This window comes from Rothia sp. CCM 9418 (genome assembly GCF_048512825.1).
Taxonomy (GTDB): domain Bacteria; phylum Actinomycetota; class Actinomycetes; order Actinomycetales; family Micrococcaceae; genus Rothia.
Window position 1 is genome coordinate 140,737 of sequence record NZ_JBLXXX010000002.1, and the last position, 16,352, is coordinate 157,088.

At 49.1% G+C, this 16,352-nt stretch carries 11 protein-coding genes and 3 tRNA genes; 1 reads left to right on the forward strand and 13 read right to left on the reverse strand.

Features of this window, described 5'->3' with window-relative positions; translation table 11 throughout:
• Window positions 1–7 precede the first annotated feature (7 nt).
• Window positions 8–1,441, reverse strand: coding sequence for a 3-isopropylmalate dehydratase large subunit (gene leuC / locus ACN083_RS03390; protein WP_419101420.1), 1,434 nt, complete (start codon window positions 1,439–1,441; stop codon window positions 8–10).
• Between the two features lie 205 nt (window positions 1,442–1,646).
• On the opposite strand from leuC, the gene ACN083_RS03395 reads away from it, so the two are divergent.
• On the forward strand, window positions 1,647–2,384 hold the full coding sequence (locus ACN083_RS03395; RefSeq protein ID WP_419101421.1) for an IclR family transcriptional regulator: 738 nt from the start codon (window positions 1,647–1,649) through the stop codon (window positions 2,382–2,384).
• A 117-nt stretch (window positions 2,385–2,501) separates the two neighbouring features.
• Here the strand turns inward: ACN083_RS03395 and ACN083_RS03400 are convergent, their stop codons facing one another.
• From ACN083_RS03400 to ACN083_RS03455, 12 genes are all read right to left on the reverse strand, one after another.
• Window positions 2,502–3,164 (reverse strand): GNAT family N-acetyltransferase, encoded by a 663-nt coding sequence (locus tag ACN083_RS03400; RefSeq protein WP_419101422.1) that lies wholly within the window; start codon window positions 3,162–3,164, stop codon window positions 2,502–2,504.
• An 18-nt stretch (window positions 3,165–3,182) separates the two neighbouring features.
• The gene (locus ACN083_RS03405) at window positions 3,183–4,898 is read right to left on the reverse strand and encodes a dynamin family protein (RefSeq protein ID WP_419101423.1); all 1,716 of its coding nucleotides are present in this window, start codon (window positions 4,896–4,898) and stop codon (window positions 3,183–3,185) included.
• A gap of 3 nt (window positions 4,899–4,901) precedes the next feature.
• Entirely contained in the window at window positions 4,902–6,659 is a 1,758-nt protein-coding gene (locus tag ACN083_RS03410; RefSeq protein ID WP_419101424.1) for a dynamin family protein, read from the reverse strand.
• A 115-nt stretch (window positions 6,660–6,774) separates the two neighbouring features.
• Window positions 6,775–6,847 (reverse strand) — tRNA-Glu (locus ACN083_RS03415).
• Window positions 6,848–7,009: 162 nt separating this feature from the next.
• Window positions 7,010–7,082: transfer RNA gene (locus tag ACN083_RS03420), tRNA-Glu, on the reverse strand.
• Between the two features lie 36 nt (window positions 7,083–7,118).
• Window positions 7,119–7,190: transfer RNA gene (locus tag ACN083_RS03425), tRNA-Gln, on the reverse strand.
• 220 nt (window positions 7,191–7,410) lie between these two features.
• Window positions 7,411–8,928 carry a glutamate--tRNA ligase gene (gltX, locus tag ACN083_RS03430; RefSeq protein WP_419101425.1) on the reverse strand — a complete coding sequence of 506 codons (1,518 nt, stop codon included), beginning with the start codon at window positions 8,926–8,928 and terminating at the stop codon, window positions 7,411–7,413.
• A gap of 64 nt (window positions 8,929–8,992) precedes the next feature.
• Window positions 8,993–9,766, reverse strand: coding sequence for a fumarylacetoacetate hydrolase family protein (locus tag ACN083_RS03435; RefSeq protein WP_419101426.1), 774 nt, complete (start codon window positions 9,764–9,766; stop codon window positions 8,993–8,995).
• Between the two features lie 40 nt (window positions 9,767–9,806).
• Window positions 9,807–11,315: a pentapeptide repeat-containing protein gene (locus ACN083_RS03440; RefSeq protein WP_419101427.1), complete on the reverse strand. Its 1,509-nt coding sequence runs from the start codon at window positions 11,313–11,315 to the stop codon at window positions 9,807–9,809.
• Window positions 11,316–11,734: 419 nt separating this feature from the next.
• Entirely contained in the window at window positions 11,735–13,273 is a 1,539-nt protein-coding gene (locus ACN083_RS03445) for a pentapeptide repeat-containing protein (RefSeq protein WP_419101428.1), read from the reverse strand.
• Window positions 13,266–15,143: a pentapeptide repeat-containing protein gene (locus ACN083_RS03450; protein ID WP_419101429.1), complete on the reverse strand. Its 1,878-nt coding sequence runs from the start codon at window positions 15,141–15,143 to the stop codon at window positions 13,266–13,268. The genes ACN083_RS03445 and ACN083_RS03450 overlap by 8 nt, the downstream gene beginning before the upstream one ends.
• Window positions 15,144–15,486: 343 nt before the next feature.
• Window positions 15,487–16,215: a pentapeptide repeat-containing protein gene (locus ACN083_RS03455; protein WP_419101430.1), complete on the reverse strand. Its 729-nt coding sequence runs from the start codon at window positions 16,213–16,215 to the stop codon at window positions 15,487–15,489.
• Window positions 16,216–16,352: the final 137 nt, after the last annotated feature.

The following is a 16,352-nucleotide window of genomic DNA, read 5'->3' on the forward strand; positions in this document are numbered from 1 at the left end:
GTTGGGCTTAGAGGTCGCTGGGGCAGCTAAGTGTACCGCGGATGGCGGTGGCTGCTGCGACTAATGGTGAGACGAGGTGGGTGCGTCCACCTTTGCCTTGGCGTCCTTCAAAGTTTCGGTTGGAGGTGGAGGCGCAGCGCTCCCCTGGTGCGAGTTGGTCGGGGTTCATGCCGAGGCACATGGAGCATCCGGCAAAACGCCAATCTGCACCAAAGTTTTGGAAGATTTTGTCGAGGCCTTCGGCTTCTGCTTGTGCACGTACTTTTTGGGAACCGGGGACGACCATCATACGCACACCGGGGGCAATTTTTTGTCCGTTAATGATGTCTGCTGCGGCGCGTAGGTCTTCGATGCGGGAGTTGGTGCAGGAGCCGAGGAATACGACGTCTACAGGGATGTCTTTCATGGGGGTGCCTGCGGTGAGTCCCATATATTCGAGGGCTTTCGCTGCGGCTACTTTGTCGTTTTCTTCTGCGAAGTCTTCGGGGTGTGGCACGTTGTGTGATAGTGGTACGCCTTGTCCGGGGTTGGTTCCCCAGGTGACGAAGGGTTCTAGTTCGTCTGCGTTGATGAAGATTTCTCGGTCAAAGACAGCGCCTTCGTCGGTGGGTAGGGTTTTCCAGTAGGCGAGCGCTTCTTCCCAGTCTTTTCCGGTGGGGGCGTGTTCGCGTCCTTTGACGTATTCGAAGGTGGTTTCGTCGGGGGCGACCATTCCGGCGCGTGCTCCGGCTTCGATGGACATGTTGCACATGGTCATGCGTCCTTCCATCGAGAGTGAGCGGATGGCGGAACCGCGGTATTCGAGGACGTAGCCTTGTCCTCCGCCGGTGCCGATTTCGGCGATGACGGCGAGGATGATGTCTTTGGCGGTGACTCCTGGTTTGAGGGTGCCTTCGACGTTGATGGCCATGGTTTTGAAGGGTGCTAGTGGCAGTGTTTGTGTTGCCATGACGTGTTCGACTTCTGAGGTTCCGATACCGAAGGCGAGTGCGCCGAATGCTCCGTGGGTGGAGGTGTGGGAGTCTCCGCAGACGATGGTCATTCCGGGCATGGTGAGTCCGAGTTGGGGGCCGACGACGTGGACGATGCCTTGTTCGATGTCTCCGAGTGAGTGGATGCGTACGCCGAATTCTTGGGCGTTTTTGCGGAGTGTTTCGATTTGGGTGCGTGAGGTGAGGTCGGCGATGGTGGTGAAGATGTTTTCGGTGGGTGTGTTGTGGTCTTCGGTGGCGATGGTGAGGTCGAGTCTCCGTAGGGGGCGTTGTTCGAGTCGTAGGCCTTCGAATGCTTGGGGTGAGGTGACTTCGTGGACGAGGTGGAGGTCGATGTAGAGTAGGTCTGGTTTTCCGTTGTCTCCGGTGACGACGGTGTGGGCTTGCCATACTTTTTCGGCGAGGGTGCGGGGTGTGTGTATGTGGGCGTCTGGGGTGCTTTCTTTCATGGTTTTTCCTTGTGCTGTGGTGATGTTGTTTATATTTTGTCGAGAAAGAGTGGAACTTTCCATAAAATGAACTTGCATATCACATATTGAGAATGTAATAATTTTACCTACACATGCATAAATATCTATCATGGTGCTGATTAAGTAGCATCTACCTATGAAGCACCTATCAAGCGTCCCCCACGCTACACACTTGGAGGAATCCATGACCAACGACAAACCAGAACTCAAAACATCCTCAGGGGTAGGAGTTCTCGACAAAGCAGCAGCCATCCTCAACCGACTCGAGTCTGGCCCTGCATCCCTCTCCCAACTCGTTGAAGCAACCGCGCTCGCTCGCCCTACCGCACACCGCCTAGCAGTAGCACTCGTCCACCACCGGCTCGTCTCACGAGACTCCCAAGGACGATTCGCCCTCGGCCCACGTATTGGCGAGCTCTCCTCCGCCTCCGGCGAAGACCGACTCATTAGTGCCGCCGGCCCTATCCTCAACAACCTCAGAAACGTTACCGGCGAAAGTTCTCAGGTGTACCGCCGTCAAGGAGACTGGCGTGTATGCGTCGCCTCAGCAGAACGCCCCATCGGACTACGCGACACCATCCCCGTAGGAACACAACTTTCCATGAAGGCAGGCTCCGCCGCACAAATACTCACCGCATGGGAAGATCACTCTCGACTTCTTGAAGGCCTACGCAACGCACGCTTTACCGCCACCATGTTAGCGGCAGTTCGTAGACGTGGCTGGGCACAATCCGTAGGAGAAAGAGAACGCGGCACAGCCTCAGTTTCGGCACCTGTACACGGACCAACCGGTAAAGTCATCGCCGCTATCTCTATCTCTGGCCCCATTGAACGTCTCACCCGTCAGCCGGGGCGACTCCACGCAGAAGTTGTCTGCCAAGCCGCAGCACAACTAACTGACGCGCTACGCAACGCCTCCTAAAACACTACGAGACAAAAAACTACGGCACCCCCAAGGGTGTATCTTCCAAGAAACTTTCACAAAGGAAAATACACGCCAACAGGGGCCGTAGCGTTATCAAAAAGTTTTAGCACACCTCTACATATTCGGTGAAGTCTCAGGTTGTAGATTCAACTCATAGCCACGCACCTCATGGATACGGTAGCTGAGCCGCTCTAACTCTTCACGCGCTTCACAAGGGGCCTCAAAGTTCAGCGAACGAATATGCGGAAGATACTTCCACGAATCTTCAATACCAGGTAGCAAGTCACTCATCTGTCCCTTGCTTATAAGGCCTCGCGCAAACACATTCAAATGCGCGGTAAATTGTTCAAATCCTTGAGTACGGTACCAAGAGTTCGCGGGAACATCGTCTTGAGTCCACGCTTGAATACGAAAAACGCCGACAGCGCGTAAACGTTCACACGCGAACTCAAACATTTTCGTGGCAACACCCATCTGACGGTATTCTGGCAAAACACCAAGATGCCACATCACACCGCCACGCTCCCCCTCGGTGCTACACACTTGCCCAGCGACTTCTTCATACTCAATATCTAAAAATCCCACGATCTGTTCACCACGAGTGGCAACCACACAGACGGCAGGGTTTTCGTAGAGTTCACGGTAGCGGTGTACGTCGTCAAAATAACTGCAATCTAAAAAGGAGAGGAGACGACAACGCACCCAAGAAAGCTCATCGCGCTCTTCATATAAGCGGATAGAAAGCTCCTTCGGTAACGTTATCTCTTGTTCAGGCACGACGGCTCCTCAATATTTTTAGCGTTGCCCCTGCTCTAAAGATTCACAGAACAAGGCATGTCTGCTGACCTCCGAACGTACAGGATCAACAATGTACTCTTCAGAGACATGGGCAATGTTACCAGCAATCTGACGAGACACTTTTCGCGCATAGAACTTCTGCCCTATCCACGAGAAGAAACGCCCCAATAACCCAACACACAAACCCAAACCAATACCGGTCAACACTAATAATGTGGGGAGCGGGAACGGGAACCCTTCCACATAGGGTGGGGCTGGTAAGCGTAGCTGAAAATATCCGGCACACGCTAAAACGGTAAGCCACAGCAGACCAGCAACCGCGCTAAAGAGCGCAAGCCACTGCACTATGTTCAGCAGATGCCACCACCATTGTTTTTTCTGAGCCTGATAGTCGGTAGTGGCAATACACCGTTCAAGCGCTTGAGGAAGTTCTTCTTGACGGGAGCGAGCCGCTTCACGAATACTATGACTCCACGGCTGCCCAACCCCTTCCGAGACGCCATCTGCAAAACGGCGAATCCCCGAACTCATCACTGACTTTTGCGTCTCATTCATCGGTGGCAACGATGAACGGGTGAGCGTTTTCTCTTCACCAGCACGATGCAAGTTGAGTCGTTTGAGAGGGTCTGGTTTGAATTTGAGCATCCAACGGGTTGCAATCCAACCGGTATGTGCGCTTGCGTGCAGTCGATAAGATTTTTCAGCAACTTTCACAACAGCAGGTGCACCACTAGCTTCGTAGAGCGCATGATCTAGCAGACGTACACCAGTGCCGGTCACACCGTCGGGGTATCCTCCACCGTCGTATTCACCAAGTTTTTGGTGGACAGCGTCGAGGTCTGCGTCGATACGTTCTAGAGCCGCTGATTTTTCGGCAGCAACTCGCCCAAGCGCCCCGCGTAACGATTCGATACCATAACCGGTTCGTGCCGAGACCGCCAAGGGTTTGCTCAAGAATGAACGACTCAGCCCGTCTTCTGCAAGTAGACGTTCGAGAGAATCGAGAACAGCAGGTATTTCTTCAGCATGTAGCTTATCGGACTGGTTCATCACAGCCATCATGACCGCGCCGTGTTCTGCCATGGGTGCAATGAACTCGTGGTGAATGACGGCGTCAGCATATTTTTGTGGATCAAAAACCCAGACGAGCACGTCCACGCACCCTGCCATACGTTCCACGATACGGCGGTTTGCTTTTTCGACGGAATCAAAGTCTGGTAGGTCAAGGAGGATGAGCCCGCCAGAGCGTTTTTCGGTGGCGCTTTTACCGATGGCAGAGCGCACTTTATTCCACAGCCCGTGCGATAGCGGAATATCAGCTTGGTTGAGTGCTTGCACAGCGTGTTCGGGGTGGGTGTCCATCACGACACGGTGTTCTACTTCTAGCCAGTTCAGTAGTTGTTCGCTGCCTTCTTCACCCCAGATAGCTGCTTGCGCGGTGGAGGTGGTGGGGCGTCGTGCTGCACTACGGGCAATATCTTCACCAATGACGGCATTGAAAAGGGATGACTTTCCCGAACCTGTTGCCCCAAAGAACCCAACGACGGTGTGTTCTGAGGAGAGTTCTCGGCGGCGTTTAGTGCGGTCGAGAACGTCTTGGGCGTAGGTGAGCGTTTCGGGGGCGACCCTTCCGGTGCCTTGTTCTACAGCATGGTTGAGTGCGTCAACTCTAGCGGAGAGTGTGGTCATGTGGTTTTCTCGTGTTGCGGGCATCGTTTAGCGTCCCCTTTTGAGTTGTTGAGCAACCTGCGCAACAGTGCGTGCGGCTTCTTGCACTTCGTTGGTGGATGCTCCGAGGTGGTTCTCATCAATTTTTTGGATGAAGGTGGTGGCGTGTTCTGAGAAGATTTTTTGGATACGTAGTTCGAGGTTTTTACGTGCCCCTTGAGCCATACGTCGTACGGCGTCTTCTCCGAAGACTGCTTCGAGGAGTTTAGTGCCAACCACGCCAGAACCGCCGGCAATACCGGCTTCAATTCCGGTCAGTCCGCCGGTCATAGAGAAGACAGCAACCATGAGAATAACGGCTGTGGCGTTGATTCCAAGTGAGAGGAAGCGGGCGCGTTGTCGTTTGCCTGCGCCTTCTTCTGTCATCATTTTCATGATGTCTTGTTGCCATTGGCGGATTTCTTCGGCAACAGTTGCGGGGAGGTCTTCAGGGAGTTTTCCGAGGTCTTCTCCGGCAAGGAGTGCTCGCCCTGCGCGTTCTTCGTTCCAGCGGCGTTGCACGTTTTCTGCCGCTTGTGCGCTCTGTTCTACGATCACTGAGTGCAAGCCGACTTCGAGTGCTTGTTCAACGACGATGGCTTGGCTGGGTTTTCCTCTGAAGATCCCTGAGACTCTGTCGCGCAGTCGTCCGATACTGGTTTCGATGTTGCGGAAGAATTCTCCGGTGCCAACGAAGTCTTGCCAGCGTGAGAGTACTTCTCCGCGAAGGAGTGCGCCGTCTTGTGTGGATTCTATGACGTTTTTGACGGCTTGAATATAGGAGTCTTCGACGATGTAGGTGAGCCGTTGAGCGGTGTCGTGTTGTTGTTCTTGGGCGTGCGCGAGGGTTTTGATGCGTTCACCGGCGGTGCGTACTGCCCCTTCGAGGGTTTGTTGTGCGATGCGGGTGCGTTCTTCGGAGTTTGCGCCGAGTTCGCTGAGCCAGTAAATCAGTGAGGTGATGCTCATGCGTGAGAGCATGCCCTGTTCGTCGCGTTCTTGTTCGTTGACGGTTAGTAGGTGTGCTGGGGTGATTCCGGCACGTTGTAGCATGTGGCGGAGGTCTTCTTCAATTTCTTGTTCCGCGCCTTCTGGTACACGGTTGAGTACGACCGCGATAGTGATGTCGCGTGCAGCGGCTTCGGTGAGTAGTTCCCAGGGTACGGCGTCGGCGTAGCGGTTTGCGGTGGTGACGAAGAGCCAGAGGTCTGCGGCGGAGAGTAGTTGTTTTGCGAGTCGGCGGTTGTCTTCGCTGACGGAGTCTACGTCGGGTGCGTCGATGAGGGCGATACCGGCGGGTATGTTCTCTGTTTGGACGGTGTAGATTTGGTCGGTGAGTGTTGGGTCTGCGCCGACGAGTTTTCCGTCGTGGGTTTGGATGCGTTCGAGGTGTGGCAGGATGCGTTCTGGGGCCAGTGCCGGTGCGTCTTCTTCGCGGTGGATGAGGACGGGTTGGCGTGTGGTGGGGCGTATTGCGCCGGAGCGTGTGATGGCCTGCCCGAGGAGGGTGTTAACTAGTGTTGATTTGCCGGCGCCTGTGGAGCCGCCTACGACGACGGTTAGTGGTGCGTCGAGTGTGGCGAGGCGTGGTAGTACGTAGTCGTCGAGTTGGGTGCGTGTTTTTTTCAGTAGTGCACGGTGTTCGTCGACTTCGGTGGTTTCTAGTGGCAGTGTGAGGTTTTCGAGTGTGTCTCGTGCTCGGCGCATGGCGTCGAGTTCTGCGGTGATGTTTGGTGCGGTGCGAGGTGTTGTGTTTGTTTTTTCCACAGCTTTATCTTACCGGCTGTTGAGTGTTCTGCTGTGGTTCTTGGGTGGAGGTTTTTTGTTTGTTAAAACATATAAGAAAAACCCTCCAACACTATGGTTGGAGGGTTTTAGTGTGTGACCCCAACCGGATTTGAACCGGTGTTGCCGCCGTGAGAGGGCGGAGTACTAGGCCGCTATACGATGGGGCCGTATGGTCTGTGACCTACCTGTGTAGTCTACTAGGTGTTTTGTGTTTGCTACAACTCAGACCCTCATGAACTGCGTCACAAGATGTTAGGTGTTGTGAGGCGTGCCGTTTTTTAGGGGTATAGAAAAACCCTCCAATGAGAACATTGGAGGGTTTTAGCCTGTGACCCCAACCGGATTTGAACCGGTGTTGCCGCCGTGAGAGGGCGGAGTACTAGGCCGCTATACGATGGGGCCGAAAATATTTTCTTTCACAAAGGATAGAAAATATCGCTGGGATACCAGGACTCGAACCTAGAATGACGGTACCAGAAACCGTAGTGTTGCCAATTACACCATATCCCATTATGTGTTACTCGGATGAACTCATCTTTGCAACGAGTAATAACTCTATACGAGTTTTTGTATCCGCGCAAATCAAAAAGCATAGACATGTGTCACATTTTAGCGGTGAAGGTGAACAGCCCCTCATAACAGGAGTGCCCTCATGCCAACGTAGGCATGAGGGCACTCCCCTATTACCCGCACTTATTCGCTGTGCTGTGCAATAGGTGCGGTTGTGTTTTTATGCGCTGAGGTCTGTGTGCAAAGCACGCAAACGATTCAACGAAGATTCTTTACCAAGAATCACCATTGACTCAAATAATGGTGGGCTAACACGCGCACCCGAAATGGCGGTACGTAACGGGCCGAACGCCAAACGAGGCTTAATCTCAAGGCCCTCGACGATGGCTTCACGAAGCACCTGCTGAATGTTCTCAGCCGTAAAATCTTCGAGAGGTTCGAGCACCTCTAGCGCAGCCTGCAACACGGTGGGGGCAGACTCTTTGAGCTGTTTACGAGCATCCTCAGCAATAGTGACCTGCTCATCAGCAATGAACAAGAACCCGAGCATACCGGGTGCTTCGCCGAGCAACTGCATACGCTCTTGAACCAGTGGCGCAGCTTCGGTCAAAATGTTCTGCTGTTCTGCTGAAAGCTCTGCAAACGTTTCAACGGGTAGCACTCCCCCAGCGTGTAGGTATGGGACAAGTCGGTGGCAGAAGTCTTCGGCGTCGAGACGGCGAATATGCGTACCGTTAATGGACTCAGCTTTTTTCACGTCAAAACGTGCCGGGTTAGCGAGAACATCTTTAACGTCGAAGTGTTCTACGAGCTGATCAATGGTGAAAATGTCTTCATCGTGTGAGAGCGACCAGCCGAGCAGGGCAAGGTAGTTGAGCAGGCCTTCTTTGATGAAGCCGCTATCGCGTAGCAAGAACAGGTTTGACTCTGGGTCTCGTTTAGAGAGTTTCTTATTGCCTTGACCCATCACGTATGGAAGGTGCCCAAATTCGGGGATAAACTGTGCCACACCAACCTGCACGAGCGCACGATAAAGCGCAATCTGACGCGGTGTGGAAGAAAGCAAGTCTTCACCACGAAGCACATGAGTAATACCCATAAGAGCGTCATCAACAGGGTTAACGAGAGTGTAAAGCGGTTTACCGTTGGCGCGAACCACCACATAGTCGGGTACGGTGCCGGCTTTGAACGTGATTTCGCCACGTACGAGGTCGTTGAAGGTGATGTCTTCATCGGGCATACGCAAACGCAGAACAGGCTGGCGCCCTTCAGCACGGTATTGCTCTTTTTGTTCTTCAGTGAGGTTGCGGTCGAAGTTGTCGTACCCAAGTTTTGGGTCTTCACCGCGTGCACGGCGACGTTCTTCTACTTCTTCTGGGGTGGAGAAGTCTTCATAAACGTATCCGCCGTCTACAAGTTTTTTGATGACGTCTTGGTAGATTTCTCCACGTTCTGATTGACGGTAGGGGGCGTGCGGGCCACCGACACCAACGCCTTCGTCCCATTCGATTCCGAGCCAGTGCAAGGATTCGAGTACTTGGTTGAAGGATTCTTCGGAGTCGCGTGCGGCGTCGGTGTCTTCGATACGGAAGATAAGTTTACCGCCGGTGTGGCGTGCGTACGCCCAGTTGAATAATGCGGTGCGCACCATGCCGACGTGGGGCGTGCCTGTTGGTGAGGGGCAGAATCGTACGCGGGTTTCGGTGGGGTTGTTGAGTTTGACGGTCATATCTGTCATGGGGTGTTTTTACAGTTCTTTCTTAGTCGATACAAGATGGTGAATATACCGCGAACAGTGTGTGTTAGCGGCGAACGATGTTAATCAGTGAGCCGATACCTTCGACTTCAATCTCAATTTCGTTTCCTTCGTGCAAGGTGCCAACTCCTTCGGGTGTTCCGCTGAGGATGACGTCGCCGGGTAGGAGCGTGAACATTTCGGATGCTGCGCAGACGAGTTCGGTGGCTGAGAAAATCATGTCTGAGGTGGTGCCGTCTTGTTTGAGGTCTCCGTCAATCCACGTTTTGATGGAGAGTGCGTCTGGGTCGAGGTCGGTTTCGATCCATGGGCCGAGTGGGCAGGAGCCGTCGAATCCTTTGGCGCGCGCCCATTGCAGGTCGGTTTGTTGTACGTCGCGTGCGGTGAGGTCGTTAGCGACGGTGTACCCAAAGATGACGTCACGTACACGTTCTGGGGTGACAGATTTGGCGATACGCCCAATGATGATGGCGAGCTCCCCTTCGTAGGAGACGTCTTCGGACCATTCTGGCAAGGTGATGGGGTCTGAAGGGCCAATGACGGAAGTATTAGGCTTGAGGAAGAATTGTGGGCTGGTGGGGGTGCTGTTGCCGAGTTCGGTGGCGTGGTCGTGCCAGTTTCGGGCAGCACCGATAATTTTGGAACGCGGAATGATGGGTGAGAGCAGGCGAACGTCTTGAAGCGGGTAGCTGGTGTTAGAGCGTTCGATTCCGCGGTAGAACGGGTCTCCGAGGAGTTCGGTGATGGTTTCTTCTCCTTCGGCACCTTCTACGACGCCGAAGTGTAGTTGGTCTTCTTTGGTGTATCGAGCAATGCGCATAGTTTATAGGCTACCGCGTTTGAGGCGCGTGCGCATAGTGCTACGAGTTTTGAGGAGGATTATTCTTCCGTACTTCTTGAATTTTTAGGGCTTCTTGGATGAGGTTTTTGAGAGCGCGGTCTTCTTCACCGTATTCATAAAAGTCCCAATCCCATTCTCGCGTTTCAACAGATTCGATATTCTGAGCTTGCGCAAGCTGTTCAGAACTAAGCCGTTCGGCCGTTCCATAGAGGTTTGCGTCCTGAAGGTCTGCACTCTGAAGGTCTGCGTCCTGAAGGTCTGCACTCTGAAGGTCTGCACCCTGAAGGTCTGCACTCTGAAGGTCTGCACCCTGAAGTTTTGCGTTCTGAAGGTCTGCGTCCTGAAGGTCTGCACTCTGAAGGTCTGCACTCTGAAGGTCTGCACCCTGAAGTTTTGCGTTCTGAAGTTTTGCGTTCTGAAGGTCTGCACCCTGAAGGTCTGCATTCCAAAGTTTTGCATTCCAAAGGTCTGCATTCCAAAGTTTTGCGTTCTGAAGGTTTGCGCGCCAGAGGTTTGCGTCCTGAAGGTTTGCGTACGGAAGGTCTGCGAGTAAAAGTTCCGTGTTCTGAAAGTTTGCACCTCGAAGGTTCGCGCCCTGAAGGTCTGCGCACAGAAGGTCTGCGTCCTGAAGGTCTGCGTCCTGAAGGTCTGCACGCCAGAGTTCTGCGTTCTGAAGGTTTACGCCTTGAAGGCGTGCACATTGAAGGTTTACGCCTTGAAGGCTTGAGCAAATGAAATCTGCATGAGATAAGATTGACCTATCAGGAAAAAACACCTCATCGAAGGTCAACCCTGACAAATCAGCATACTGTAAATCAAAAGGCTCAAAAGACTCCTTATACTCATCAGTATCACTGACCTTTGGGAAAATATCAGCAATAACAGAGTTCAAAGTCCTTATCTCAAGAAAAGAACGAGCATTCTTCTTTTGCTCTTGTTCTTCCGTCTGCGAGACCGTACCAAAAATCAGCTTCAATATGTTCTTTTGCTGAACCTTCCGCTGAGCCTCAATAATTTTAGAGTTCTTCCCTAACAGTCCCCAGTCTTTATACAACCCTGCTAACTGGAAGTAGCTTGAAGCGCGCACACCATCATCGCTATCATGCCTATTTTTCAGAATCTCGTGCAAACGTTCATTGAGATCTTTAATCGTCTCGTTATCGCGCCGAGTGTTCTCTATTTTTTGTTCAGTCTTGCGTCGTTTACGTTCTATCTCAGATTGAATGTTGCGATTTTGTTCATGGTTTTCGTAGTTTACGGCAACTGTTACAAAAACACCGATAGCGCCGATAAGACCAGCAAATACAGTAATAATTCCTTGCTGGATATTTGACCACGTTCCATCATATTTTGACCAGACAAGAGTCCAAATACCGATAGAAATAATAAAGGTGAATAGAGGAACTATGTAGTAAATAATTTTACCAATATAGTTTAGTTTTTCTTTCTGACTTATAAAGAATAATTGTAGAGTACATCCTATAACACCAAGACATACAATCCGAATGTCACTAAACCAAAACTGCAAGTCAGACCACGGTTTTTGATTTTCTCCACCCCTGCTGGAGAATACCCATATTCCCCCTATAAGAATTCCACTAACACAGGATAGAACCGAATAAAAAACATCAGATAATGATAATCTTTTATTAAGATAGAAAATGAACATTAGTGGTATAACACCTACACCACTAAACATCCAAATCCTATCGTCACTAAACCAAAACTTCAGGTCAGACCACGGCTTTAGACCTTCTCCACCCCTACTAGAGAATACCCATATTCCTCCTATAAGAATTCCACTAATTAAGGATAGCAACGCATAGAAAATATAAGACAGCTTTATCTTGCTAAAAGATTTTTTTATGCACAGAACAGGGTTCTCTCTGAAATTTTCGTACTTTTCTTTTATTGTTTTACGATTTTTTTCTACCATGGTTTTATTTTCTACGCATCAGGCTGACTATTTTTATGTTGTTTTTGGATTTCTAAGGCTTCTTGGATGAGGTTTTTGAGAGTTTGGTCTTCTTTGCCATATTCACCAGTCTCCAAGTTCCATGCTCTTGTTTCAACAGACTCGATATTGTTAGCCGAGATAAGTTGGTCCACAGTCAGAGATTGCCCTGTGCCGTGGAAGTTAGCCTCCCAAAAATCTGATTCGTGAAAATTAGCTTTGTAGAGATTTGCAGATTGAAGATTTACGCCCCAAAATTTTACACCAGAGAGATTAGCATACTGAAAATCCGAAAAACTAAAATCAGCACCCCGAGCGTCGGCATATTGAAGGTCCGCATTCTGAAAATCTACATTTTGGCATAGTGCGTCCCAAAGGCAGGAATTCTGAAGATTTACATTCCACAATTTTGCATATTGGAAACAAACGTCCTGAAAATTCGCATACTCACATTTTGAATACAGAAATACTACATCTCGAAGAGTAGCCCCACTAAAGTTTACACAAGTCAAATTCGCCGATCTAAGGGTTGCATGAGTCAAATCAGCATGGGATAAATTAGACTCTTTAGGAAAAAACACACCATCAAAATTCAGCCCCGACAAATCCGCATACTGCAAATCAAAGAGCTCAAAAGACTCCTTATACTCATCAGTATCACTGACCTTCGGGAAAATATCAGCAATAACAGAATTCAAAGTCGTTATTTCAATAAAAGAACGGACACTCTTCTTTTCTTCTTGTTCTTCCGTCTGCGAAACCGTACCAAAAATCAGCTTTAAAATATTTTTCTGCTGAACCTTTCGCTGAGCCTCAATAATTTCAGAGTTCTCACCCAGTAGCCCCCAGTCTTTATATAGCGCCGCTAACTGGAAGTAGCTCGAAGCGCGCAGGTTCTCATCGGTGCTATGCCTATTTTTGAGAATCTCGTGCAAACGTTCATTGAGATCTTTAATTGTCTCGTTGTCGCGCCGTTCTTGTTCTGTTTTATATTGTTGTTCTCGCGTCTTACGTTGTTCTTCAAGCTGTTTTTCTATATTTTCTGCTTGAGCAATACGGTTTTCTTCATGATTTTTATAATTGACTGAAACCGTTGCGAGAACACCTACCGCGGCAACAAGACCTGTAAAGCCAGTAATAATGCCTGGGCGCACATCATTCCACTGTTCGTTGCCACCGTAGGTTGCCCAAATGAGCACCCAAATGCCAATAGAAATAGCCCATAAAAAGATGGGAACAATATAGTTGAGCACCTGCGGAATATAACCGAGCTTATGCGGGCGAGAAAGAAACTTATACTGCCCAAATGCAAAAACACCAAAGGCAAGGAGGAGAATAAGCCAAGACCAGCCCCAATAGCTGAGGCTTTCCCACGGCTTATCACCTTCGCCAACACCGCCACCAGAAAAAGCAAAAACAACGATACCCGCGAATAATACCCCACTTATACCCGTCATCAGGGTATATAACCATTTTCCCCAAGGAGGTAACAGCTTTGTGGTAGAGGAGTTATCTTTAGTTTGGTTATTCATCAGTTTTTACCTTGATTGATGTGATGTTCTGAACCTCAGAAAATTTAACTGTATAGATATTTCTGTTGTTTCCGTATACCGTGCTGGTTAAATCCGCCCCACGGAGGTCTGGTTCGGACCGCCACTCCCCCCCACGGAAGTCTTCTTCGGTCAAATCCGGCCAACAGGGCTCTGTATCAATCAAATCCAGCAAACAGGGCTCTGTATCAATCAAATCCAGCAAACAGGGCTCTGGCTCGGGCCAATCTTCCTCATCAACGTCTGCATTGGTCCAATCCGTCCAATGGAGGCCTGTCGCAATCAAATCCGCCAGGTCGAGCTTTCTGTCAAACAAATCTACCCAAAAGCGCTCCGTGTCGGTCAGCTCTGCCTCAGGGAAGGTTATGTCGGGCAAATCCGCCTCAACGAGGTATGCGTCGGTCAAATCTGCCTCATAGAGGTTTGCGTTGGTTAAATCCGCCCAATAGAGGTTTGCGCTGGTTAAATCCGCCTCAACGAGGTATGTGTCGGTCAAGTCCGCCTTAGAGAGGTTTGCGCTGGTTAAATCCGCCTCAATGAGGTATGCGTCGGTCAAGTCCGCCTTATAGAGGATTGCGCTGGTTAAATCCGCCTTAGAGAGGTTTGCGCTGGTTAAATCCGCCTCAATGAGGTATGCGTCGGTCAAGTCCGCCTTATAGAGGGTTGCGCTGGTTAAATCCGCCTTAGAGAGGTTTGCGCTGGTTAAATCCGCCTCATAGAGGTTTGCGTTGGTTAAATCCGCCTTATACAGGAAGACACCGACCAAATCCGCCTTAGAGAGGGTTGCGCTGGTTAAATCCGCCTCATAGAGGGTTGCGCTGGTTAAATCCGCCTCATAGAGGATTGCGTCAGTTAAATTCGCCTCATAGAGGATTGTGTCAGTTAAATTCGCCTTAGAGAGGTTTGCGCTGGTTAAATCCGCCCAATAGAGGATTGCGTCAGTTAAATTCGCCTCATAGAGGATTGCGTCAGTTAAATTCGCCTCATAGAGGATTGCGTCAGTTAAATTCGCCTCAACGAGGTATGCGCTGGTTAAATCCGCCCAATAGAGGATTGCGTCAGTTAAATTCGCCTCAGAGAGGATTGCGTCAGTTAAATTCGCCTCAGAGAGGTTTGCGCTGGTTAAATCCGCCCAATAGAGGATTGCGTCAGTTAAATTCGCCTCAGAGAGGATTGCGTCGGTCAAATACGCCCCAACGAGAATTGCGTTGGTTAAATCCGCCTCAGAGAGATTTGCGTCAGTTAACTTCGCCTTATAGAGGATTGCGTCGGTCAAATTCGTCTCGATGAGAGTTGCATCGGTCAAATTCGTCTCAATGAGAGTTGCATCGGTCAAATCGGCATGAGATAAGTTAGACCGCTGAGGAAAGAATACTTCACTAAAAGTCAGCCCTGACAAATTAGCATACTGTAAATCGAAAGGCTCGAATGACTCCTTATCGTTGTCATGAATATTCGGAAAAATATCAGCAATAACAGAATTCAAAGTCGTTATTTCAAGAAAAGAACGGACTCTCTTCTCTTGTTCTTGTTCTTTCTGTGGAACAGTACCAAAAATCAGCTTGAGAATGTTCTTCTGCTGAGTATTCCGTTGCTTCTTAATAATTTCAGAATTCTCCCCCAATAGCCCCCAGTCTTTATATAGCCCTGCTAACTGGAAGTAGCTCGAAGCACGCAGGTTCTCATCGGTGCTATACCTATTTTTGAGAATCTCATGCAAACGCTCATTGAGATCTCTAATCGTTGTATTATTCCTCTCCTCTTCATCGCTTTTATACTTGACTGAAACTGTTGCAAACACGCCAATAGCACCAATAGAAGCACCCAACGCCTTAACGATAGACTCACGCATACCACTCCAGTCACCATGCAAATTTGCCAGAGCTAAGAGAAAAGAAAAAATAGAAATCACAAAAAGAATAAATGGAATTATCAGACGTAAAACATATACAACATACCCTTCAGATATATCAGCAGTTTTACTATTTTTATTACCAAAATCATTTTTGGTTTTATAAATACAAAAAACGGCTACAGGCAGTAATGCAAGAATTACATATAAACACAATCCACAAATAACTCTCCCAAAGAATATTAAAAAAAGAGCTAAAGAGAACAGGAGTGCAGTAAAATAGTTTATTTTCCTAGAATTATCATTTATCACAATAACACCACACTAAAAACATATATTTATTTTATTTATTGACAATATTGCGCAATCTGTTAATTTCTTCTACATCCTTACCTATTGAACTTTCAATAGATGACATTTGAGATAATCCATGCACCTTCTTCTCGTGAATCTCCACTGCTTTCTTGAAAGAATCGTTACCTTTTATGGAGCCATTCCCGTCAATACCTTGGATGTACATAATATTGGCACCGTCAAAATTAACACCCTCAAGTTGTGAATTAGAAAAATCTGCACCGTTAAGATTAGCCTTGGCGAAATTTACACTGATTAAACGAACGCCGGAAAAATTAGATCTATTGAGATTAGCACCAGCAAAAGTGCAGTTAGACAAACTCTTAACCTTAGAAAAATCAAAGTTATTTAGATTCAGTCCAGAAAAGTCAAAGTTCTCAATTTCTTCAACATCTATTTTTGACCATATTTTCTTAAGGAAAATATTTATGCCTCTACGATGAAGCTCGTCATTTTTTGCTTTTGTAACAAGACCCTCTTTTTCATCAAGTATTTTCCCTAGCAGGTGTTTACGTGACTCTTGGTAGTTGCCTAACATATAAATTCTAGAAAGCTCAAGGTAACACCTGATTGCTTCTGAAACCGTTGAGCCGAAGGACCTCCAGATATTTATTTTTAGTGTCGTTGATTCCCCCAGGTCCTTACCAATCTCTTCTAAAATCTCCTTAACCCTATTTTTCAAGTCCTCATGGGTACGAGCGTCTTCCTTCTTCGCCACAACACATCACCTTTCTCAAAAAACAATAATAAGAACTAGAAATAATTATCGCCCACCACCAGCAAAAACACCACATACTTTCACTAATATGACGCATAAAAATGTGGTGTGCCCTTGCCACCCCTTCAGTCACAAGA

Excerpts from the sequence above, each read along its gene's own strand:
- leuC (WP_419101420.1), bottom strand. The coding sequence starts at position 1,441 with ATGAAAGAAAGCACCCCAGACGCCCACATACACACACCCCGCACCCTC.
- ACN083_RS03445 (WP_419101428.1), bottom strand. The coding sequence starts at position 13,273 with ATGAATAACCAAACTAAAGATAACTCCTCTACCACAAAGCTGTTACCT.
- ACN083_RS03435 (WP_419101426.1), bottom strand. The coding sequence starts at position 9,766 with ATGCGCATTGCTCGATACACCAAAGAAGACCAACTACACTTCGGCGTC.
- ACN083_RS03450 (WP_419101429.1), bottom strand. The coding sequence starts at position 15,143 with ATGCGTGAGTCTATCGTTAAGGCGTTGGGTGCTTCTATTGGTGCTATT.
- ACN083_RS03405 (WP_419101423.1), bottom strand. The coding sequence starts at position 4,898 with ATGCCCGCAACACGAGAAAACCACATGACCACACTCTCCGCTAGAGTT.
- ACN083_RS03395 (WP_419101421.1), top strand. The coding sequence starts at position 1,647 with ATGACCAACGACAAACCAGAACTCAAAACATCCTCAGGGGTAGGAGTT.
- gltX (WP_419101425.1), bottom strand. The coding sequence starts at position 8,928 with ATGACAGATATGACCGTCAAACTCAACAACCCCACCGAAACCCGCGTA.